The organism is Porphyromonas bobii (assembly GCF_943169685.1).
Classification (GTDB): Bacteria; Bacteroidota; Bacteroidia; order Bacteroidales; family Porphyromonadaceae; genus Porphyromonas; species Porphyromonas pasteri.
Genome location: NZ_CALPBU010000003.1, coordinates 80,956 through 104,080, shown reverse-complemented (window position 1 = coordinate 104,080; position 23,125 = coordinate 80,956). Strand labels below are relative to the sequence as shown.

At 53.7% G+C, this 23,125-nt stretch carries 15 protein-coding genes; 6 read left to right on the top strand and 9 right to left on the bottom strand.

Annotated elements, in window-relative coordinates; all coding sequences use genetic code 11:
* Positions 1 to 146 precede the first annotated feature (146 nt).
* On the top strand, positions 147 to 761 hold the full coding sequence (locus KO088_RS04235; protein ID WP_251419800.1) for a DUF1266 domain-containing protein: 615 nt from the start codon (positions 147 to 149) through the stop codon (positions 759 to 761).
* Positions 762 to 849: 88 nt separating this feature from the next.
* Here KO088_RS04235 and KO088_RS04230 read toward each other — a convergent pair whose 3' ends face one another.
* From KO088_RS04230 to KO088_RS04190, 9 genes are all read right to left on the bottom strand, one after another.
* Positions 850 to 2,112: a DUF4302 domain-containing protein gene (locus tag KO088_RS04230; RefSeq protein ID WP_215493710.1), complete on the bottom strand. Its 1,263-nt coding sequence runs from the start codon at positions 2,110 to 2,112 to the stop codon at positions 850 to 852.
* Between the two features lie 2 nt (positions 2,113 to 2,114).
* Positions 2,115 to 3,032 carry a substrate import-associated zinc metallohydrolase lipoprotein gene (locus KO088_RS04225; protein ID WP_044114582.1) on the bottom strand — a complete coding sequence of 306 codons (918 nt, stop codon included), beginning with the start codon at positions 3,030 to 3,032 and terminating at the stop codon, positions 2,115 to 2,117.
* A 13-nt stretch (positions 3,033 to 3,045) separates the two neighbouring features.
* A complete protein-coding gene (locus KO088_RS04220; protein ID WP_215493709.1) occupies positions 3,046 to 4,632 on the bottom strand; it encodes a RagB/SusD family nutrient uptake outer membrane protein in 1,587 nt (528 codons plus the stop codon).
* 21 nt (positions 4,633 to 4,653) lie between these two features.
* Positions 4,654 to 7,728, bottom strand: a complete 3,075-nt coding sequence (locus tag KO088_RS04215; protein ID WP_251419798.1) for a carboxypeptidase-like regulatory domain-containing protein — start codon at positions 7,726 to 7,728, stop codon at positions 4,654 to 4,656.
* Positions 7,729 to 8,344: 616 nt separating this feature from the next.
* Positions 8,345 to 8,779 carry a single-stranded DNA-binding protein gene (locus KO088_RS04210; protein ID WP_188807631.1) on the bottom strand — a complete coding sequence of 145 codons (435 nt, stop codon included), beginning with the start codon at positions 8,777 to 8,779 and terminating at the stop codon, positions 8,345 to 8,347.
* A gap of 6 nt (positions 8,780 to 8,785) precedes the next feature.
* Positions 8,786 to 9,484, bottom strand: a complete 699-nt coding sequence (gene tsaB / locus KO088_RS04205) for a tRNA (adenosine(37)-N6)-threonylcarbamoyltransferase complex dimerization subunit type 1 TsaB (RefSeq protein WP_215493707.1) — start codon at positions 9,482 to 9,484, stop codon at positions 8,786 to 8,788.
* A gap of 29 nt (positions 9,485 to 9,513) precedes the next feature.
* Entirely contained in the window at positions 9,514 to 10,266 is a 753-nt protein-coding gene (locus tag KO088_RS04200; RefSeq protein ID WP_215493706.1) for an exodeoxyribonuclease III, read from the bottom strand.
* Positions 10,267 to 10,287: 21 nt separating this feature from the next.
* Complete coding sequence (queC, locus tag KO088_RS04195) at positions 10,288 to 10,947, bottom strand: 7-cyano-7-deazaguanine synthase QueC (protein ID WP_215493705.1); 660 nt, start codon at positions 10,945 to 10,947, stop codon at positions 10,288 to 10,290.
* A 10-nt stretch (positions 10,948 to 10,957) separates the two neighbouring features.
* Complete coding sequence (locus KO088_RS04190; protein ID WP_215493704.1) at positions 10,958 to 12,643, bottom strand: putative transporter; 1,686 nt, start codon at positions 12,641 to 12,643, stop codon at positions 10,958 to 10,960.
* A gap of 958 nt (positions 12,644 to 13,601) precedes the next feature.
* On the opposite strand from KO088_RS04190, the gene KO088_RS04185 reads away from it, so the two are divergent.
* From KO088_RS04185 to sppA, 5 genes are all read left to right on the top strand, one after another.
* Positions 13,602 to 13,763 carry a hypothetical protein gene (locus KO088_RS04185; RefSeq protein ID WP_215493703.1) on the top strand — a complete coding sequence of 54 codons (162 nt, stop codon included), beginning with the start codon at positions 13,602 to 13,604 and terminating at the stop codon, positions 13,761 to 13,763.
* A gap of 28 nt (positions 13,764 to 13,791) precedes the next feature.
* Positions 13,792 to 15,711: a lamin tail domain-containing protein gene (locus tag KO088_RS04180; protein ID WP_215493702.1), complete on the top strand. Its 1,920-nt coding sequence runs from the start codon at positions 13,792 to 13,794 to the stop codon at positions 15,709 to 15,711.
* A 600-nt stretch (positions 15,712 to 16,311) separates the two neighbouring features.
* The gene (locus KO088_RS04175; RefSeq protein ID WP_215493701.1) at positions 16,312 to 18,234 is read left to right on the top strand and encodes a lamin tail domain-containing protein; all 1,923 of its coding nucleotides are present in this window, start codon (positions 16,312 to 16,314) and stop codon (positions 18,232 to 18,234) included.
* Between the two features lie 864 nt (positions 18,235 to 19,098).
* On the top strand, positions 19,099 to 21,012 hold the full coding sequence (locus KO088_RS04170; RefSeq protein ID WP_215493700.1) for a lamin tail domain-containing protein: 1,914 nt from the start codon (positions 19,099 to 19,101) through the stop codon (positions 21,010 to 21,012).
* Between the two features lie 230 nt (positions 21,013 to 21,242).
* Complete coding sequence (sppA, locus tag KO088_RS04165) at positions 21,243 to 23,075, top strand: signal peptide peptidase SppA (RefSeq protein WP_215493699.1); 1,833 nt, start codon at positions 21,243 to 21,245, stop codon at positions 23,073 to 23,075.
* Positions 23,076 to 23,125 lie beyond the last annotated feature (50 nt).

Here is a 23,125-nt window from a genome sequence, read left to right as displayed (position 1 = left end):
CTATGGTATGCATAGGTTTCGCCCTCAAGCCTGCCCTTCAGAGAAGAGAAATATCTAAGTGCCGTCGTTAGTATTAATTTTGTTCCTTCGTATAGAACTATTTCAATAGTCAAGATAGACAAAACAACACTTATACTATTTTGCATATGCTCAAGAATTTCTTCAGGGTAGCCCTCTTGGCTGTAGCCGCAGTCTGTGCCCTCGCTTCATGCGTTGACAACACGGCTGATTACGATGCACTGCGTCCCACGCTGCTGGGCGGTGTATACTTCTATAGTGATCACGATGGTGTAGATGCTTTTGATGCGCAGCTCAAGAGTGAAGCTCTCAGCCAGCTTGAAGGCTATAAGGAATACTTTATCAACCCATATAAAGGTCAAAGTGTCGACTCTGTTGTCACGATGCTGCGTAAAGATTGGGGTGTCACCGATAGCGTAGGCCTTAAAGAACTGCTGGATACCCTCAAATCTTCAGACAGGGAGTACAAGGCTTGGGACTGGGGGCGTGGCGTCTATATCGCATGGGCAGGTCTGCGTGCTGGCTACACGACTCGCGAAGAAGTCGATGCTTACATCTCTTCGCTCGTACCTCTGGCACAGGCCAAGTATGCAGACTGGAATGCTTACTTCGATGACTTCCTCGCTGGCTGTAAGGATTTTGATCCCGAAGATACATATGGTACTGCAGAAGATATAGAGAAGGGAGTCAAAGAGCTTCTTGAGAATAAAGCATCGATCTACAAGGTCGTGCCCTTCAAGTAGTCCTTTCCTGACTCTCTAAAAAGCACTGAGGCGGTGCCCCATGCGTGGGGCACCGCCTCGGCTTTTTATGTGAATGCGTCTCTACTGATTAGTAGTGGGGCGTGGGGACACTTGCTTGCATCCAGTAGGTCGAGGGTGAGGCTACCGAGCTGATGCGTACATGGTCTGCATCACCCGAGATCGGCTCGATGGAGTAGGGCGAGTGGCTTGTGACAGACTGTAGATACCAGTCGAAGGCGCGGTGACCGAAGAGCCAAGAGATATCCTTCTGGATGATGCGCGTCGTGTGGAACTGCGAGGGCTGTCCGTAGATCGACGTGAAGTCCATGTAGTAGCTCCCCCAACTCTTATCCAGCCAGTAGGTGATCTGGAAGAAGAGCGAGATCTTCGGCATCATGGCACTCGTGCGACCGAAGTACACGTCCGTGCCGAAGCTACCAGGATATACGTCACCCTGCTGCGTCTCCTGCACCTGCGTGAAGAGGTTCAGTGCATCAGTACCTGCCGTCGCCGAGCTCGCATAGGAGAGGATGGTGTACTGCTCCGAGAGGTCATACGTCCCTGTGTAGAGGCTGGAGGTCTGCTTGCCGTCCTGTGTCGTGACGGCCGTCTTATCAGCATTGAGCTCCAGTGTACGGAGGGTATCTGAGCCGATGGTGAAGGGCGTCAGCAGGCGTAGCCCCTTGTCAGTGAAGGCGAAGGGTAGCAGCTTCTGCTCATTGTCATAGCGTACCCAGAGCTGGCGTGCAAAGCCGAAGATCGATACAGCGACCTCCTTGCCTCCGAGCTGAAGGGGAGCAAGTGCCTTACCCTTCAGAGCCTGCTGGCTCTCGGTGATCTTGGTGAAGTAGCTATTAGGATTCTCATCGACGCGCGTCAGCTGCATCTCTCCCTGCGTATGTCCACCGCGTAGGGTGATCGTCCGCCCATCTTCGCTGACACGTAGGACCGTGAAGTCGAAGTCGCCATCGTAAGCTACAGGGATCCCCCACTGAGGATTGGAATACTGGTGCAGAGCATCATTGAAGGTGTCGAAGGTCAAGCGTACCCCACCATTCTGAGAGAAGTGGTAGCTGGAGGTAGCAGGAGTCTGCGACTCTTCGGAGAAGATCGTGACCTCGTTGTCGGAGGTGAACTTGAGGCTGAGGTTGAGCCCACCGTATTGTCCCTTTCCCGGGACGAGCGTCAGCATCCAGCCATGCTCACTGGAGCGTAGGAGCTGACGTAGGCTCTGGGTGTCCTTGGCGATAGCTGTCGAGACGTAGTTATCACCACTGGGCATGTCCTCGTACATCCGGCAGGATGTGAAGAGCGTGAAGAGGCCTAAGGCCAAGATATGGTAGTAGCGCATAGTTAGTAGCCGTTAGGATATTTGGTGAAGTCCATTGATGCGACCAGAGGGAGGCGCTTCTGGGCCTCGGCACGTATCTTGTCGAGGTCGGCAGAGTACTCGGAGCGGAGGTACTCCTTCATGATAGCCACCTTCTTCTCGATGATCTCTCGACCGGTATACTTGGCGTCGGAGCGGTTCTTGCCTTCGGCACCCTTGAGACGGTCTGCCCACTCGCTGTCGCTGTCGAGGATGTAGTAGGCGAAGAGTTCGGCGAAGTCTTCGTCAGCATCGGTGCTGGCGTAGTCACTGACGAAGCCGGCATAGCTCGCATTCTGCCCCGTACGCCACCAGTAGCTGAAGGCATCCTGCTTCTGATACTCGAGTGCGGAGAGCTTGTCGAACTCAGGTGGGTAGGCTCGCTCTTCGTGAAGCGTGTGAGCCGATTCGTGGAAGAGTACGCTGATGTAGTCCGCACGCACAGTACCCGTGTACTGCGTATTCAGCTCATTGATGTTGTAGATCCAGATCATCCCCTGTGGAGCTGCACCAGCCATACGGCGGTCGATGGCGTAGCCTGAGGAACCGAAGAGGTTCAGATACTTGATTGTGTGGGTCTGTAGATAGCCCTCGGGAGTAGAGGCTTCGTAGACCTGGAAGAACATATACTCGATGAGGTTGAGGTACTCCAGCGCCTTCTCTTCCTTGACTGGAGCGAGGAGATAGCGGCGGTCTGTGACCTTGTCATCGTAGCGGTAGGCGATATCGACATTGTACTTCTTCGCGAAGGCCTGCTGGATATAGCGGTCGAGGCGAGGCAAGCTACTGACTGTCGTGCTCGCGACGACCTGCCGACTGGGTTGTACATAGTCTATATCAGCGTCGCAACCCGTGAGCCCTGTGAGTACGAGGGCTGCAAGGGGGAGAAATAGCTTCTTCATAGCGCGTAGTCAATTAGTTGGTAGTCGGATTGGGAGTGATAGCGCCCTTCGTCGCCTGGCTGGGAAGCTGGATGGCGTGGCGAGGATCGCGACCAGGGAGCTTGTCCTGGACGATGTAGCGGTAGCCATTATTGAGGCGGCGGTAGATGGGGATACCGAAGCGCTTGATATCCTGCCAGCGCAGACCTTCGTGCATGGTGAGGATGCGGCGGCACTGCAGGAGGTGCTGCAGGAGGGCATTCTCCTCATCCGAAGCGATGGTGAAGTGCGCATTGAACGCCTTGCGGATCGAGGCCTTCCCTTCGGAGTCGATGGGGAGAGCAGAGTAGAAGGCGACGATCTCCTGTTGGGTGAAGGTCTTCTGGCGTGAGTTGTTCTCCCCGTCGTTGAGGTAGTTCGTAGTCCAGAGGTTCATATCCTCGATAGCAGAGGCGTAGTGACTGCTACCCAGATGGAGCTTAGCTTCGGCACGTACCAGCAGCGTCTCGTCGGTGGTGAAGGGTGTCTCTATTGTCTGGATGCTATTACTGGGGAAGGTGGGGAGCTTAGGCTGGACCGTCTTGTTGATATTTCCCTCGGTATAGATGAAGGGCTGGAACCAATAGGGATCCTTAGTACCCCAGATGTTCTTTGCGAAGAGGGTCTCGGTGAGCGTCAGCTCCTGCGACTGCGTGAAGCGCGTATTGTAGTAGGCCGTCCCACCCGTCACGAGCCATGGGTAGTAGCTGTAGGTGGGGACGGTAAGCAGGTTCGCAGGGTTGCTGATGTCGTAGTAGGCCAGTGCGAAGGAGGCATCGGTACGAGGGATGCTGTAGAAGGCCTTCCAGTTGCGTAGGACGAGCTTGGGATCGGAGCCCAGCACCTTGTCTGCATGTGCTATCGCCTCCGCCCACTTCTGATAGTAGAGGAAGAAGCGTGCGGCGAAGGCATGGGCAGAGGCTGCGGTGAAGTGGAACTTCTTCTCCTTGTCCGTATAGTTCGAATACTTCTCCAGAAGTGGAATCCCAGCCTCAAGGTCAGCAGCGATCTGCTCATAGGTCTCCGCCATCGTACCGCGAGGGTAGTTGGGCTGGAGGTTGACTACGCGCTTCTTGATGTAGGGAATGCCAGGATCCGTGGAGCTGGACGAGGGGTCGTAGGGCAGGCAGAAGAGGTTGGCCAGACAGAAGTGTCCATAGGCACGAGCCAAGAGAGCCTCCCCCTTGATACCCTGTAGCTCCTCTTTATCCCCCCCGAGAGCCTCTATATCCTCCAGCGCTTCGTTGGCATGCGCTATGGAGTTATAGGTATTCTGCCAGATGAGGTAGGGCGCATCATAGAGCCCGTCAGAGTTTACGATGGTTTCCCAGTAGGCGGCTTTCTCACAGAACTGATTCGTGTAAGGGTTATTCACCCCGTCATCCTGGATGTTGTCAGAGGAGAGCTCCGTGAGGTACGCAATCGAAGAGGTCGAGTAAGCGCTACCAAGGAGCTTCTCTATCTTGCTCGCATTGTCGGGCTCGACGAGCGAGGAGTAGGGGTTCTCATCGAGGAACTTGTTGCATGATGTCATCGACAGGACGAGCGTGACACCAAGGCTTAGAATCGTGATTGGCTTCATAGCTTCTAAGTATTTCGATGACTACATACCCACCGTACAGGTGAAGATGAGCGAGTGTGGAGTATAGGCGTAGGGGAGCGCACCGTTGAGCTTCTTATCTGAGTAGATGAGGAAGAGGTTGGAGGCCTGCAGCTTCAGATCGACAGAGGAGAGGAAGCTCTTCGTGAGGAGGCTCTTGGGGATGGAGTAGCCGAGTGATACGTCACGCAGCTGGATGTAGTCGCAGCGAGCGATACGTACGTCGGAGTAGTCGTAGGTCGTGTAGGCCTGCGAGAGATTGGGGTAGCGGTTACGCTGGTCTGCCGTGGGGATGGAGGGGACGTTGGTGTGCTCTTCATCACCAGGGGCCTTCCAGCGGCGGTTGAACTCATGCCCGAGGACCTCGTAGTCGTAGTAGGTGGTGCTGAACTCAGCTGGCAGGCGCTTGATACTACCGAAGGAGTAGAGGATATAGGCGCTCAGCGTGAAGTTGCCGATGCGGAAGCTATTGTTGAGCCCCCCTTGGTCGGTAGGTGTGAGCGTACCCGAGTACTTGAGGTAGTCAAGATCCTCCGTAGCACTGAAGTTGATGTGGTCACGCTCGATCTGTCCCTTGCTGTTGTAGAAGAGGGGGAAGCCTTCGCTTGACAGCTTGTAGAAGGGGATAGAGAAGACCGATGCCAGAGGATAGCCTTCGCGGGCAGCACCACTTGAGGAGCTTACCAGCGTGGAGACGTCTGACTGCGAGAGGAGCTTCGTCACCTTATTCGTATTGCGAGCGTAGGAGAAGGACGTCGTCCAAGAGAAGTTCTGCGTCTTGACGTTCTGCGTCGTCAGCGAGAGCTCGACACCCTTAGCTTCCATGGAGGCCACATTGCCGTAGGGCTTGAAGAAGCCCCCCGTACCCTGATTGTAGGAGATGTCTACGAGGTCACGACCCTGACGCGAGAAGAGGCTGAGCGATACGCCGATGCGATCCTTCAGGAGTCCGAAGTTGAGGTTCCAGTTCAGCTCATACATCTTCTCATAGGTGAGGTCGTGGTTAGCGGGCTCACTGATATAGAGCGAGGGGGAGCTGTGGTCGCCTGGGCGGAAAGGTAGGTAGCCCTTGATGCGCTGGTAGGAGTTGTAGACGGAGGGGAGTGTCCCAGTCATCCCGTAGGAGAGACGCGTGGAGAGTGAGGAGAGGGGGCTGAGGCTGGGGAAGAAGGATTCGCTTGAGACGTCCCAGCCGAGGGCTACGTTCCAAGTGGGGATCCAGCGTACCAGACGAGACTTCCCGAAGCGGTTCGTCCCTTCGTAGCGGAAGGAGCCATCGAGGGTATAGCGACCGAGGTAGCTATACGAGAGGTTCCCGAGGAAGGAGACATTACGATAGATCGTCGTCGAGCGCGAGTAGTAGTTGTTGCGACGATCATGGAGCCAGTGGAAGAGCATAGGGTCGAAGGTGCTCAGCTGACCGATCTCGAAGTTCACCCCATACTCATTGTGCCAGCCATTACGCTCGAGGTAGTCGTAGAGGTCTGTACCCCCGACGAGCGTCAGAGCATGCTTGCCCTCAGCGAAGGTGTCGGTATAGGTAGCACGGGCCTGTAGGTCGAAGCGGCGTGAAGCATACTCCTGGATGGTGCGGTAGCCTCCATGAGGCATGACAACCCGTGGTACGGCATAGACGTCATCGGCAGGCTTGTAGAGGTAGCTATTGCGGTCGCGGATAAGACGCTTGTTCATCGCACGGAAGCGCTCAGAGGCGTTGGATTTCTCTGTGCGGATGAATTCCGTCAGGTCATTGTAGTACTGGATCGAGCCGAGGAGCGAAGCGTTGAACTTCGTCGAGGGGCGGTAGGCTATCGAGGCCTGCAGACGGACGTTCACAGCATCGACATCGCGGTAGTTCTGGTTCATCTCCTCCTTGATGTTGTAGGGAGCGAACTCGTAGAGGTAGTACTGCGTGGGATCCATCGTACGGGAGAGCGTCTGTGCTACCGAGAGGGGTGTGAAGTCTCCACCATCATGGTCGCGGGTGTAGGATGCATTGACGATCGTCCCGAAGGTCCAGTACTTGTGTGGCTTGAAGGTGGCGTTGAGGTTGAAGAAGTAGGTGTTCTCCGACTGTACCTTAGCCCACCCTGGGTCAATGGTAGCACCGAGTGAGGCGTAGAAGTTCGATACCTGTCCGCCAGATGCCAGCGAGACCGTGTGCTGATGACGGATGCTGTGCTGGAAGAGCTCCTTGAACCAGTCGGTATTGCGCATCTCAGCTTCTTGTAGGTAGCGGGTGCGGCCCTCGAGGGTGTTGTCTTGTAGGTACTCCTTATTCTTATACTTGATCGCGTTGTCGTACATCAGCCCGTAGACCCCGTAGCGCGTCTGGTAGAGCACGGTCTCGGGAGAGAGGCTACCACCACCCTCAAGCTCCTTGAGTACCGACATCTGGTCCTGCGAGTTGAGGATGTTAAACTCGCGGTAGGAGGGGATGAAGCGGTAGGTAAGCTGTGAGGTATAGGTGAAGCGGTTGATGCCTTGGCCTGCATGGCGGGTGCGCACGGAGATCACACCACCGGTAGCTTGGTTCCCATAGAGGGCCGTTGCCGAGGCATCGGTGATGACAGTGAAGCTCTCGATATCGCGCTCGGAGAGCCCAGGGAGAGCCGCGGCGATGAGGCGCTTGGCGTCGGTGGAGGCGAGGTCGGCGGTGTTGAACGTGCTGTCTTGCTTATAGACGACACCATCGATGACCCAGAGCGGATAGTACTTGGTCTGGATAGAGGTCGTCTGACGCATAGTCGTCACCGTAGAGCCCTTCTGCTGCTCTTCACCATCCTCGAGGGTAATCTCGAGGGGGGTAGTTGTAGCAGGGGCTTCGGTGGTCTTCTTGCCCGTGAGGGTGAAGACGAGGACGGATTTCTCCGGGACTTGGAGGGAGAACTTCCCTTCCTTGTCGGTCGTCGTGTGCGTGGAGTTATCGAGCTTGACCGTGACAGATACCTTCGGCAGAGGCGTACCTCTGGAGTCAAGTACCTTCCCTTGGACAAGGATCGTCTGGGCACAAACGGCCGTCACGGAGCCGATGAGTAGCATCAGACTCACGATGAGGTTACGTAGCTGGGTTCCCATAATCTGTAGAGACATTGGTAGGTTAGTGCTTCAGTGCATCTCACTCCCTTTATATAAAGAATAGGGCTGGGGTGAGGTACAAGAGCAAATGTAAATAAAAAGATAATACGTTGTATTCCTTTTCAATAGCTACTTATATCCTATATAATTTAAGGAAATGAGTGCGTTGTCTGGTTTTGATTTAGGGAATTCGGTCCACCTATTAGGGAGGGATAGACATCGGAAAAGGGAAGGGACGTCCTACCTCCGAGGTGTGGGTGCGGAGTGCTTTGGGGTAGGAGGAGAACTGACCCAAAAGGAGTAGGTAAGGCAACCAGTACTGGTCGACGAAGTGACCAGTACTGCTTCGTATAGGTGACCAGTACTAGTCCCGGTCGCAACCAGTACTGGTCAGATCGCCGACCAGTACTGGTTCATTTTGCTCGCTCTTGTAGTGTCTGGGAAGTAGCTCTATGGTAGAGATTTATGAAGGCGATAATTTGTGTATCAAACTCGTTTGTTTGAGGAGGGCATCACTCCCCTTCAGGCGCTCTGATCTACCTATATAATAGAGGCACACCAAGGCTGGTCATTTGACCTATACCTTGGTGTGCCTCTTGCTGTGTCTTTGGGGTGGTTAGCTCAGCGGATCCTCATCTTCGGCGGGCTTGTAGCGCTGGGCATCGAAAGAGGGGGCGGTTGGTTTTGCTCCTCCCTGGTGGTCGGTGGCGGGAGCCGTCTGATGGATGCGTACCCTGAGCGCCACGATCTCTGTGCTGGTGCTTACTCGCCCTTCGCGGTCGGTCTCACGTACGTACTCGATACGACCAGCGATGGAGATGAGTGCTCCAGTGTGCAGATGCTCCAGCGCTATCCCTGCTTGACCGCGCGCGATGATGCGATGATAGAGTCGCTGGAGGTAGGGACGACCACCTTCGCGCCCCGTGACTTCCTCCTCGGTCTTGAGGCGCAGGCGCACCTCAGGGAAGTCGGGTGCCAGATAGTGCACGCTCGGCTCTTCGGTGAGCTCACCCGTGAGGATGACTTGATTGGTCGGGGGGAGTTGGGGCATAAGTGCTTAGCGGTTGAGGACCTTGTTCTTCGCGATGACGGCGACGTAGTCCTTGAGGTAGTTGGGCGTCCAGTAGGCTGTGTCGACAAAGTCTTCACGCTCGAAGGCTGCCGTGGCAAGGGCGACCATGGCCTTCGCTGTGGGGGCAAAGCCTTCGTCCCATACTTCATAGCTGTGCTCTGGCCACAGATCACGGGCCTTTGTCGCGCCATTACCGATGAGTATAGGGTCTGGAGCAGCGCCGAAGATAGGTGCTTCGGGGGAGAGGATCGCAGCGAAGTCATCTTGCTTGCGCTCTCCCGTGTGGGTGAACTCTGCGGCATAGACCTCCATTCGTCGGGCATCCAGCAGAGGGAAGAGCGTAGCGGTACGACCCTCGGGGAGTGCGCACTGTGCTTGATGCGCCAGCAGCTCCAGCGTGTCAATAGCGATGAGGGGGACGCTATAGCCGAGGCAGAGGCCCTTGGCAAGCGAAGCCCCGATACGCAGTCCCGTGTAGCTACCAGGGCCTGCACTCACAGCGATAGCCGAGAGGGTAGCCCCTTCGTGACTACGGAGTGCCTCGAGCAGCTCGTCGACCATGGGGGCAAGGGCTGCGGCGTGCCCACCTTCGGGGGACTCAGCTTCGCGTGAAGCGAGTATTTCTTTACCACGACCGAGGGCGGCGCTGCACTTCGTCGTGGAGGTCTCTATACAAAGGATCATAGGTGATAGTGGATCGATCTCTGGGTAGATTAGTCGAGGATGAGCTCTACGGGGCAGTGGTCAGAGCCGTAGATCTCCGTATGGATGGCGGCACCCTGCAGGCGGGGAGCGAGGCGCTCGGAGGCGACGAAGTAGTCGATACGCCAACCTGAGTTGCGCTCACGGGCCTTGAAGCGGTACGACCACCACGAGTAGATGTCCGCTTGGTCGGGATAGAAGTAGCGGAAGGTGTCGATGAAGCCTGCATCCAAAAGCTCCTGCAGCTTGCCGCGCTCTTCGTCAGTGAAGCCTGCATTGCGGCGGTTGGACTTGGGGTTCTTCAGGTCAATCTCCTTGTGCGCTACATTGAGGTCGCCGCAGATGATGACGGGCTTCTTCGCATCCAGCCCCTTGAGGTACGAGCGGAAGGCGTCTTCCCAGGTCATGCGGTAGTCGAGGCGACGGAGGTCGTCCTGCGAATTCGGTGTGTAGACCGTGACGAGGTAGAAGTCGGGATACTCGAGGGTGATGACGCGACCCTCTTGGTCGTGCTCCTCGATGCCGATGCCGTAGCTGACGCTGAGAGGCTCATGACGGGTATAGATAGCGGTACCAGAATAGCCTTTCTTCACGGCATAGTTCCAGTAGCTAATGTAGCCGGGCAGATCGGCATCAAGCTGACCCGCCTGCATCTTCGTCTCTTGTAGGCAGACGAAGTCAGCATCTAATTCTTTGATGATATCGGGAAAACCCTTGGTGAAGACGGCACGCAGGCCGTTGACATTCCAGGAGATGAACTTCATTCGGATAGGAGTTCTTTGTGATTAGTCTTTGTAGGTGGTGGGGTCTTCGATGCCAGCCTCGAGCATAGCCTCACGGCGCTCGATGCAGGTGCCACACTGGCCACACTGCACATCTCCGCCTTCGTAGCAGCTCCAGGTCTCGGCGTAGTTGATGCCGAGTGCCTTGCCATGGCGAGCGATCTCACCCTTACTTATATCGGTATAGGGGGCTATGACCTCGACGCCATTGCTTGTGCCAGCGGCGATAGCCTCGTGCATCGGGCGGATGAAGGAGGCACGGCAGTCGGGATAGATAGCGTGGTCACCGAAGTGATTGGCGATATATACGCGCTTTAGGCCTCGGCTCTCAGCGAGACCAGCAGCGATGGAGAGCATGATGCCATTGCGGAAGGGTACGACTGTCGCAGCCATATTCTCCTCGTCGTAGCTCCCCTTGGGGATCTCACCGCCACCCTGAAGAAGAGCGCTTCGGAAGTACTGTCCCATGAAGCCGAGAGGGATCGTTAGGTGCTCGATACCAAGGCGCTCACAGTGCAGGCGAGCGTAGGGGATCTCCTGTGCGTTGTGCTTAGACCCGTAGTCGAAGGATATGGCCAGCGCGATATTCGCCTGATATTCGTAGAGGAGGGTGACGCTGTCCATCCCTCCCGAGAGGACGATGAGTCCGTCTTGCTGAGGCATATAGTCGAAGTTAGAGGAAGAAGCTCAGGAGGATCTGAGCAGATATGATACGTACGAACATCCCCACGGGATAGACGATAGCATAGGCTACGGAGCTGGAGCGTGACTCGTTGATGGACATCGCATAGTCCAGCGCCATGGAGTTCGCCATCACGCCACAGAGCATCCCGACAGTCTCGGCATGCGTCTTCTTATAGCCGAAGAGCGAGAGAAGCCCGACAGCCATCGTCGGGAGGTAGGTGATGAGGAAGCCCAAGCCAATCCAGAGCAGGCCATCTCCGTGGATGATCATCTCGAAGAAGTGCTCACCACTGGCCAGACCCAGTCCAGCGAGATAGATGATGATGCCGAGCTGCTTGATGAGCTGCGTGGCACTATTACTCATATAGGTCGCGATGCGTAGGCGTGCACCGAAGGCCCCCATCAGGATACCCACGATGATAGGCCCCCCAGCGAGCCCGAGCTTGATCGGCATGCTCAGTCCAGGGATAGCTAAGGGGATCGAGCCGAGGATACAGCCTACGGCGAGGCCGAAGAAGAAGCTGAAGAGCTTCGGCTTGTCGAGGACATTGATTGAGTCCCCGAGGAACTTCGAGGCACGCTCGATCTCCTGCGCTTCACCTACCACCGAGAGGCGGTCACCAAGCTGCAGGTGTAGGTCGGGCGTAGCGAGGATCTCGATACCAGCACGGTCGATACGCGTGATGTTGATCCCGTACTGATTGCGCAGGCGTAGGGCACCGAGCTTAGCGCCATTGACCTTGGAGTTTGTGATGATGATACGCTTGCTGACGAGCTGGGAGTCGATAGCGTCCCAGTCGATGTCGGGGCGGTTCCAGTCGCGGCTCTCAGCACGGCGACCGAAGAACTGCTCCATCTCCTCGACGTCCTCAGGGTGTACCAAGACCAAGAGGTGGTCACCCTCGTGGAGTACCGTCTGTGAGGAGGGGATGATCAGCGTATCACCACGCCAGATGCGCGAGATGATGAAGTGCTTCTCCTCGAGGCGTACGGCTTCGAGGATGGTCTTACCGAAGAGAGCTTCGTTCGTGAGCTCCAGCTCGGTGATATAAGTATTGCGGGAGTTGTCCTGCTCATTGCGCTTGTGGCGCTTCGGATCAAGGATATTGAGGGTCAGTATGGCGAGGATCATCCCGACGACACCGAGAGGGTAGGTGAGGGCGCAGCCGAGCGCAAGGTCAGCGACTTGGCGGGCACCGGCAGAGCCGAGGGCGTCCTGCATCGTGCTCTGTACGGCTGCGAGCATCGGTGTATTCGTTACAGCACCAGCCATGATCCCGAGCATGTTTGGCATCGAGATACCGCATATATAATGTAGGGCGACCACGACGGTGAGGCCGAGGCCGATGACCATAAGGCCTAACGTATTATATAGTACACCCTGACTCTTGAGCGAAGGGAAGAAGGACGGCCCCACCTCAACACCGAGGGCGTAGACGAAGAGTGCCAAGCCAAGGGTCTGGGCAAAGCTATTCATCTCGGGGTCGACTCGCACGCCGAAGTGAGCGGAGAGGATCCCGACGAAGAATACAAAGGTGATGCCGAGAGATATCTTACCCACGCGCAGCTTGCCGAGCAGGATGCCTACGGCAGAGACGAGGGTGAGCCATACAAGGGTCTCCAGCACCGAGGGGGCGATGAAGACATCGTGTAGCCACGAATTGAAAGCTTGCATTATAAAGTACTGAAGTCTTGGGGAGCTTCGCCCATTCACAAGGGCTTAGCCAGCGCAAAAGTACCACTTTTATAGCGATCCTTCTTCTCTGCCGTTTGGTTGTGGACTGGTGATTTTCTATCTCCTAGTAGCATGAAATACGCTGGGATCTCCGTAGGCTAATCGTATCAATGGTCTCATATTGTTATATGAGTACGTGGGTAGAGCTATTAGGATGGCGAAGAAAGCTATATAGCTTTGGCTCGATTCCTATATAGCTTTCGGTGTGAAGTGACCTCTATTAGGTTGTTGCTCCGCGTAGGGATAAAACTTGTGGGCGAGTGGCAGATAAGTTTGGACTACGTACGTGGCTCTAATATCTACGTATGTGGATATTTGGATTTACGTATCTGGTCTTTAAGGCTACGTACATAGACAGAGAAAAACCACTATGGGAAGGTGCTTTTTTCTTCACGAGAACAATGCTTTTCCATCCGCTGGATAAGAGGAATACGCGTGATAAAGCGAAGGGCTTGTGTATCACTTCGGAGGGGCATATCGGGGAGCTGGACGTGCCTGGGGCACTATTAATTGGGAGCTTGCGCATTGCGCGTATGGTATCAAGAAGGGTGGCTAAGGTGCTCTAAGGTGCGGCTAAGCTTACCCAATAATCGGTAGACGCTGCCTTGATATGCTCTTCTGATTTTGATGCGAAAGCCCCCAAGTCGTCGTAATAACGGCCGTCTTTCTAAATTATTTTACTATGGGTAAATCTCTTGTTGATCAGTGGTTTGAGGGGTGATTGGCACCTATCTGCTAAGGTCTGCCTGTTTGCATGTTTTATCTTTTCCCCTACATTTGCTACTCCAATTGCGGGGTATACTACCTCGGAATGGAGGTTCTTCCGTATTTCAGATAGTCTCCTTTATGAAGAGTTGCACTGTAGTTTCAAGGGAGATGGGTATTCTAATTTTAATCTATGAAACAGATTGAAACCAGTGGGGCTCGTGCCCCGTATGAGGCCCCTTGGGCCGAAGTTTATGGTGTTGCCTTAGGGCAAAGCATCCTGATCTCTGGTAGTGGTACGTTGCCAGATGGTCTCGAAGAAGGGGATGAAGATACCTTCCTTCCCGCATCATAATAACCCTATAAATTTATTCTGTATAGAGATGAATTTACTACGTATCTACGGTGCTACCCTGATCGTCGCTCTGACGATGGGGATGAGTGCTTGTAAGAATGAAGAATCACCTGCGACGACTCCTGCAGCAAGCGAGGTCGCCAGCAGTGGCCAAAAGATTTCCTTCGATGTTGAGATCGAGGGTCTTCCCTCAGACGAAGTCCGTCTGCTCCTCCAGGAGAATATCGTTAACAATAAGCACACCGGCCTGAAGTTCGCTTGGAATGTCGGTGATAAGGAGAAGCTCTATCTCGCCTTCAAACAGGAGAGTGGGTCTTCTCAGTCGGCTTCGGGGCGTATGGCGGTTCGTGAGAGCTCGCTCACCATCCTCGCGAAGGAAGGCAACCACTATAAGGCGCGTGTTGATGTCACGGCGCCGAACGGATTTGATCCTGCGGCAGCGAATGTCGTCGTAGCGGGCGCTATCGGTGTCAAGGGTATTGACGCTACCACGGGTCGCGCTTCGATCCCTGGGCCTCGCTATTTCTACGACGCTGGCGAAACCTATACCCTCCCGATGTACTTCGCTCCTACGCGACTTCGTACTAAGGTAGAGAATGGGCAGAGAGGCTACTATGCCGACAACCTGACCTTCCGCTTCTATGGAGCGGTGGTCGGAGCTACGATCGATAACACGCAGGGGAATATGCTCTACTCCCCACACGAGATCACTATGAAGACAGGGGCTCTCACGACCGAAGGGGAGATAAATCTCTTTAACTTCGAAACTGATGCAAACAATCAGTCTGTACCCAAGTGGACGACGACGCAGGATGCTAATACAACTCAGCGTGTCTACTTTGAGCAGGGGGATGTCGCTGTGGGAAAGAAGCGTACGTACTACTTCTGGGCTGTGCCAACCAAGTTTGAAGGCCGTCGTGAGATGACTATGGAGTTCCGTACCGATGCTCATGACGAGAAGCTTGGAGAGACCGCTGATGATATCTCTACGAAGTGGCGCGTTAAGCAGCTTGCTATGGGTAAGGTACACCGATTCCAGACGGCTATCCCTGCCCCGAAGGGAGAGTTAATCATCTCCGAGGTCTTTATCGGGGATGATGAATATGCAACAGCTTGGGAGTTTTACAATCCAACGAATCAGGCTGTTGATCTGAGTGATTATTCGCTCCAGCGTTATGATCAAAGGTCGAATGGGAGTTATCCATCGAGCCCCGACTTTACTACGCCTCTCATTCCTGAGCTGGGTATTAATACAATTCATGTAGATAATGTGAATAACTCGGCTGGTGGTAAGACGCTGAAGTCGTCTAAACTCGGCCCTCACAAGACAGTCGTCTATTTGTCTACTAAGGTTATGCTTTTCCTTTCGAAGGCAAGATTCCAGGCACGTAAGGGGCTGGCTTATATCATCGGCTTTGGTGGTGGTCAGACGCCTTATGATGCAAGGTCAACTTGGCCCAAGGCCTTCCACTCAAAGAGAACTACTCGCTATCTCTTGGTGAAGAATGAGAAGGGTGCTACGGTACCTGTTGATGCATTCTTCTGGTATGAGGATGGCTCTCCTGCTCGCTATCCTACAGCTACCTTTATGCGTAAGCCAGGGCGTGACCTGCCTCGTCCACGTATGCAGCTCAAGTCCAACTCTGACTGGATCATGCGTGAGCGTAAGGAGGGGCTTGACTGGGGCTTCCGCTTTGGTTACTATTACGACGGTGAGCGCTTGAGTGGGTTTGCCCATGGGGCTCACTGGCTTGATGATCAGACGATAGGGGCCAATCCTCCCATAGATAACAACAAGAATGGCTACCTCAAGGAAAGACCTCTCTTTGCTCCAGACTTCACTACTGGAGAAATGGACTTTACCCAACTAAAGGGGCAGTCTAAGACACGTCCGTATACCCCTCCTAAGTGGTGGACGAAGGAGCGTGCTGAGGCTGCAGACCGTTAGTAGGTAGTCAATTCCCTACAATATAACATTATCCCCCGTGTGGTGCTTATCACTGCACGGGGGATAGTCATATCTGGGCGTAGCCCTCTTCTGGAGTGTGGCGTATGGTAGGCATGGGGAGGGGAGATAAATAGGTATATACTACCCGCATGTATCATTAACGGCACTGGGTGATATCATGGAGGTATGGAGAGTGAGGCTGGGCGGATTGCGTAGCCCCCCCACGTGTGTATACCCTTATTGTTGTAGCGTATGAATGATGTAGTGGTTTGATATTTTTACTTTTCATTACCTTCATGCACCAAGTATCGGGTAAACGCATACCCGAGCTATGGGTTCGCAAGTATCGTTGAATGTCTCCATGCGGAGAGTTACATCGATCTCCCATGGGGCGAAATTATCCCATTCGCCTATGAAACAGGTCGAAACAAATCGGCTTAGAGTCCCGTACGAAGCACCCCAAGCCGAGTTCCTCCCAACTGCCCTCGGGCAGAGTATCTTGATCTCTGGTAGTGGCTCACTTCCAGATTCTCTCGATGAAGGTGATGAAGACACCTTCCTTCCCAATCCCTAATCTCACATTCTTATTAAGCAAATGGTATGAATCTACTGCGTACCTACGCTACAGCCCTGCTTGTCATCTTGACTATGGGGGTGAGTGCATGTAGGAGAGATGAGCTGTCAACCCCTCTTCCCACGCCAAGTGAAGAGGCTAATGGTGGCAATAAGATCTCATTTAATGTAGATATCGAAGGGCTTCCAGCAGAAGACCTTCGTATGATCCTTCAGGAGGAAATGGATGGCAATAAGCATGCAGGCCTGAAGTTCGTCTGGCATCCAGGGGATACAGAGGTTCTCTGGCTTGCCTTTAAGACGGAGAGTCGCACCCCGGGCACTGTCGGTGGCGCGCTCTACGTTCGTCAAAGTACCCTCACTATTCTCGGACGGGAGGGGACTCGCTACAAAGCTCGTGTCGATGTGAATGCTCCCGCAGGTCTTGACCCCGAGCAGGATGAAGTCTTCGTGGCTGGAGCTATCGGTGTCAAGGAGATTGACGGGTTTACGGGGCGCGCTGTAGTCCCAGGTCCGAGCTACTTCTATGACAAGGGGAAGAGCTATGTCCCTCCTATGTACTTCGCTCCTACGCGACTTCACTCAAAGGTAGAGGGTGGGGTGAGAGGTTACTATGCCGACAACCTGACTTTCCGCTTCTATGGTGCGATGGTCGGTGCTACGATCGACAATACGCAGGGCAATATGCTCTACTCTCCCCATGAGATCACGATGCAGACCGATGCTCTCACGACCGAAGGGGAGATGAGCCTCTTTGACCTTGAGACGAATAGCGATGGTCTGTCCGTACCTAAGTGGACGACGAAGCAGACTGTAGACTCCCTGAAGCGCGTCTACTTTGAGCAGGGGGATGTCGCAGTGGGGGAGAAGCGTACATACTACTTCTGGGCTGTTCCCTCAAAGTTTGACGGCCGTCGTGAGATGACTATGGAGTTCCGAACGGACGCTTATGATAGCGTGCTTGAGGAGACTGAAGCTGAGATTACGACGAAGTGGAAGGTTAAGCAGCTTGCTGCAGGTAAGGTGCATCGCCTTTTGCTGGAGCTCCCTGCGCCAAAGGGTGAGTTGATTATTACAGAAGTCTTCATCGGCGGAGGAGAGGGTGCTACGGCTTGGGAGTTCTATAATCCCACGAATGCGATAGTAGACCTTCGTGACTATTCCCTTCAGCGTTACGATCTACGCTCTGATGGGAGTTATCCCACTGATGCTGATTTTATTACGCCTCTCGCTTTCAAGGCGGGCTTTGATGCAGTCCATATAGACAAAGCAAATAAGTTGGGTACAGAGTCCTATAAGCTCCTTCCCCATAAGTCTGTCGTCTATTTGTCCACTGGAGTCATGCTCTTCCCCTCGAAACAAAGGTTAGAGGCGCGTGAAGGTTTAGCTTATGTTATCGGGTTTGCCTCAGACCTCAAGGCATCTTTCATGCTTCCCAATAACCCCAAAAAGACTTGGCCTCAAGCCTTTTACTCTAAGAAGTCTACTCGCTACCTCTTGGTGAAGAATGAGAATGGCAATACGGTGCCTGTCGATGCCTTCTTCTGGTACGAAGATGACTATCCAGCCCACTATCCTACGGCTATACTTATGCGTAAGCCTGGCCGAGACCTGCCACGTAGGTACATGCAGCTTAAGTCCAACTCTGACTGGATCATGCGTGAGCGTAAGGAAGGGCTTGATTGGGGCTTTCGCTTCGGTTACTATTATGACCGTGAGCGCCTTGGTGGATTTGCCCATGGGGCACACTGGCTTGATGATGTGTCAACAGGAGCTCACGTTTCGGAGAATAATGACCTGAATGGCTACCTCAAGCAAAGACCTCTATTCGCTCCAGACTTCCGTACGGGCGATTTGGACTTCGATGATCTGAAGAAGCAGTCCAAGACACGTCAGTATACTCCCCCGATGTGGTGGACGAAGGAGCGTGCTCAGGCCGCAGACCGTTAGTCGGTAGCAAAGCTCTATATATTCAATAATTATCCCCCGTGTGGTGCTGAGCACTACACGGGGGATAATTGTATATAGGTATAGCCCTCTTGCATAAGGTATCGTATGCCTCTCTACGACATAGTGATGCGAATCTATATTGGTCGCTGGGTGAACCTATATTGCTCGTGAAGTGAACCTATATAGGTCGCGCTGTTGACCTATATAGGTTCACTCCGTGACCAATATAGGTTGATACTCCTCCACCATACAGCTTCTTCTTTTACCCTCTTGTAGAAGGGGTTTGACGGGCATTATAAAGTCTGGGGTACACTGGTGATTTTCCGAATCCTATTGGTATAATATCTTAGTCGCAGCGTACATTAACGGAGAAAATTTCTTATTATTTCTCCGAGAGATATACTTTGCAAATATACTCTTCGTTATTAGTGTGTAAGGTGAAAGTCAATTGTGCGTGCTGGAGATTTCTTCTGCTTATACATTTTGACGTTTCTCTTCATATTCTTGCATTAACCTGGGGTATTTACGCTCCGAAATTAAGACTTCCAAGTATTATTTTAATAGCCTTTACCGGGAGAGTTACGTCGTCTCCCATGGGGTGTAACTGTAATTTTCTTAGATGATGAGACAGACTGAAGCATATGGGGTCCACTGCCCATATGAGGCTCCTCGAGCCGAACTCCTCGAAATGATCTTCGGGCAGAGTATCCTTGTCTCTGGTAGTGGTACGCTGCCAGATACAATTGAAGAAGGTGATAGTGATACCTTCGAACCATTTTCCTAACAAGTAAATTTACCGTACAAAAAGGTATGAACCTATTACGTATTTACGGCGCGACCCTGCTTATAGCTTTGACTGTGGGGATGAGCGCGTGTAAGAATGATGAGACCCCTGCGACGACTTCTACTACAAGCGAGGAGACGAGCAATGGCCAGAAAATCACATTTGACGTTGATATTGAAGGACTCCCCTCGGATGATCTTCGTACGATTATCCAGGAAAACATTGTGAATGGTAAGCACGCCGGCTTGAAGCTCGTCTGGAATCCCGGCGATAAGGAGACGCTCTATCTCGCCTTTAAGCGAGCTGATGCTCCAGGTAGTGCTCTTACAGTGCTTAAGAGTTCGCTCACCATCATCAAGAAAGAAGGGAAGCGCTACAAAGCGAGTGTCGATGTAAACGCTCCTGTGTGGCTCAATCCCGCTAAGGAAAAGGTCATCATCGCTGGTGCTATCGGTGTCTCGGGTATTGATGCTACTGGTGGTGCCTTGGTGCCTGGCCCTCGCTCCTTCTACGACTCGGGTGATCCCTACACTCCTCCTATGTATTTTGCCCCCACGCAGCTTCATGTCAGGACAAACCCTGGGACGCGTGAGAGAGAGTACTATGCTGACGACCTGACCTTCCACTTCTTCGGGTCAATGATCGGCGCTACGATCGATAACATGCAGGGGAATATGACCTACTCTCCTCATGAGGTTACGCTCAAGACGGGCGCCTTCACGACAGAGGGGGCTATCCAGCTCTTCGACTATGAGACGGACAGCAACAATAACTCTGCCCCCAAGTGGAAGACGACTCAGAATGCTGGTACGACACAGCGTGTGTACTTCGAGCAGGGCGATGTCGAGAGAGGAAAGAAGCGTACGTATTACTTCTGGGCTGTGCCTGCACAGTTCAGTGGTCGTCGTGAGATGCTGATGGAGTTCCGTACCGATGCTTACGATCCGACTCTGGGGGCTACTGCAGATGAGATCACGACGAAGTGGAATGTCAAGCAGCTGGCTGCAGGCAAGGTACACCGTCTTCCCATCGAGATCCCTGCTCCTATGGGGGATCTTATCATCACCGAAGTCTTCATCGGTGGTGGGACCTATGGTGCTGCTACGGCATGGGAATTTTACAACCCCACGGACTTCCCGATCAACCTGAAGGATTACTACATCCAGCGCTTCGACTATCATGGCGGGTATTCCTCTTCTCCTACCTACGAGGCTTCTCTGCTCCCTGATCCCACCCTGCTGAAGTCGGGCCCGACTTCTCTGGAAAAGCATTCAATCTATGGAGCCCAAAGAGGTATCCTGCCTGCTCATAAGTCAGCTGTCTTCTACACGGCCTCTGTGACGAACAAGGGTATGATGGATGCTTTCAGAAATCGTGATGGGCTTGTCTACCTCTTTAATATCGCCTCAGAAACATTTAAGGATGGGGATGATCGAAAGCGTCTGTACGCAGAAGCGTTCTATGCACCTCGCTTTGATGTGGAGGGGCAGCACTATCGTTCACGCCACCGCATCGTGCGTAAGTACTCGAATAAGGGTAGTAAGACGAAGGGTGGTAACTGCACGGTAGAGACGGTCGATGCGTTCTTCTGGTACACCAATGGCATCCGTGCTCAGTATCCTACGGCTACCTTCTTCCGTAAGCCGGGGCGTAACCTTCCTCGTAAGGAGATGCAGATCAATCATAACTCAGACTGGGTCATGCGTCATCGCTACGAAGCTCTTGACTGGGGCTATCGCTTCAGCTACTACTTCGACCGCGATCGTGTGAAGACTCCTGCTCTCGGTATCCACTGGATGGAAGATACCAGCACGGGTAGCACCATCCCTGCCCTCTCTACGAAGAACGGATATATCTATGAGCGTCCCATATTTGCTCCTGACTACAGCAAGGATGATATGAACTTCATAGAATTGAAGAAGCAAGCTCAGCTGTATAAGTACGTTCCCCCCATGTGGTGGACGAAGGAGCGTGCTCTCGCGGCAGATAAGTAGCGGTTAGCTGTCCTTACATACATACTATCCCCCGTGTGGTGCCAGTCACCGCACGGGGGATAGTCGTATCTGGGGAGATCTTCCTTTGCAAAAGCCCCATGCCACGAGCCTACAAGAGGGCTACTGTAATATCAAAATAGTGAGGATTCACTATATTTGTCCTAAAGGGCTAAGTGTCTAAGCGCACTCCCTGCACTATCTATCACCTCCCTCTCTGGCCTCACTCCCCAATGGAAGAACCCTTACAACCCAAAAAGCCCTTAGGCTTCTGGAAGACCGTCTTGGCCTCCTTCGTTGGCTTCATCGCGGCAAATATCCTTTGCTCGATCTTCGCCTTTTTCTTTTTCATCGTCATCTTCGTAGGCGCTTTAGCCTCGGGATCTACTCCGACTGAGATCCGGGATGGAAGCGTGCTGAAGATCGATCTTAGTTCGATCTCCGAGATCGTCACTACGGACGAACTCTCAAGCTTCATCCCTGGGATGGGCTCAGACGAGAAGCCGATCTCGCTCTCGCAGGCCCTCGCCAGCATCCGTAAGGCGAAGGAGGACTCTCGCATACGAGGTATCTACCTCAATGTGGAGGGCTATAGTGGGGGTATGGCTTCGACGGCAGATCTTCGTGAGGCACTCAAGGACTTCCGCTCCTCGGGGAAGTTCATCATCTCCTACGCCGACTCCTATGACCAGAAGGCCTATTACCTCTCGTCGGTAGCAAACAAGGTCATCCTCAACCCTCAGGGTATGGTGGGGCTTGTCGGCCTGGCTTCAGCACCGACCTTCTACCGTCAGGCTTTGGATAAGCTCGGGGTCAAGGCACATATCTTTAAGGTCGGCACTTATAAGGGGGCTGTAGAGCCCTTTATGCTCGATAAGCTCAGTGAACCCAATCGTGAGCAGATCTCGGTCTACCTCAACGGGCTGTGGGACTTCATGCTTCGTGAGATCTCGGCTTCGCGCTCGGTACCCGTCGACAGCTTGCGTGCCTTCGCTGATAGCGGTCGAGCTTTCGGTGAGGCAGAGACCTTTGTGCGTGCTCACCTCGTCGATACTTTGGCTTATCGCCTCGATGTAGAAGATCTTATGGCGCAGCGCCTCGATGTCGCTTCGCCTGATGATATCCCTGTGGTGACGCTGTCGGACTTCCTTATGGAGCCTGATCCGCTGGATAAGGGACGCACGGATAAGGACAATGCTGTGAAGGTACTCTTTGCTGAAGGGGAGATCACAGAGAGCCCGCTCAGTAGCGATGGTATCACGAGCGACTTGGCACGTGACCTCCGTGCGCTGCGTGATGACCCTACGGCTAAGGCTGTCGTCCTGCGTATCAATTCGCCTGGAGGGAGTGCCTTCCTCTCGGAGCAGATCTGGCATGAGGTACGTGAGCTGAGTCAGTCGCGCACGGTAGTCGTCTCTATGGGGGACGTAGCGGCGTCGGGTGGCTACTACATAGCCTCGGCAGCTGATGCTATCGTCGCCAGTCCCGTGACGCTCACAGGATCTATCGGGATCTTCGGTATCCTGCCCGATGCGTCTGAGCTTGGACGTAAGGTCGGGGTAAGCATTGATGTCGTACAGACTTCGCCCTATGCAGATATGAGTATGAGTGATCCGATGGCTATGCTTCTGCGTCCGCTGACTCCCGAGAAGGGGCAGCTGATCCAGATGGAGGTAGAGCGCGGCTATAAGACCTTCCTCTCGCGCGTCGCTATGGGCCGTGATATGTCAGTCGAAGCAGTAGACTCCGTCGGTCAGGGGCGCGTATGGCTCGGTGCTAAGGCGAAGGAGCTTGGGCTTGTCGATGAGCTTGGGGGGCTGGAGACGGCTATCCGCCTTGCTGCACGCCTCGCTGGGCTTCATAAGGGCTACAGCGTAGACTATGGCTCTACGTCTACGAGCTTCCTCGAAGAGCTCTTCGCCTCAAAGACTACTGAGCGCTTCACGGCACGTCTACGTGACTTCTTCATGACAGACGAAGAGAAGAAGATACGTGAGTTCTTCCGCGAAGGCTATCGCTATACGGGGATCCTCGCACGTCTGCCCTACGAATATACATCCTACTAATCACAGGGAGGGCGCAAGCATCACTCGCACCCTCCCTCTCCTCACCTCGG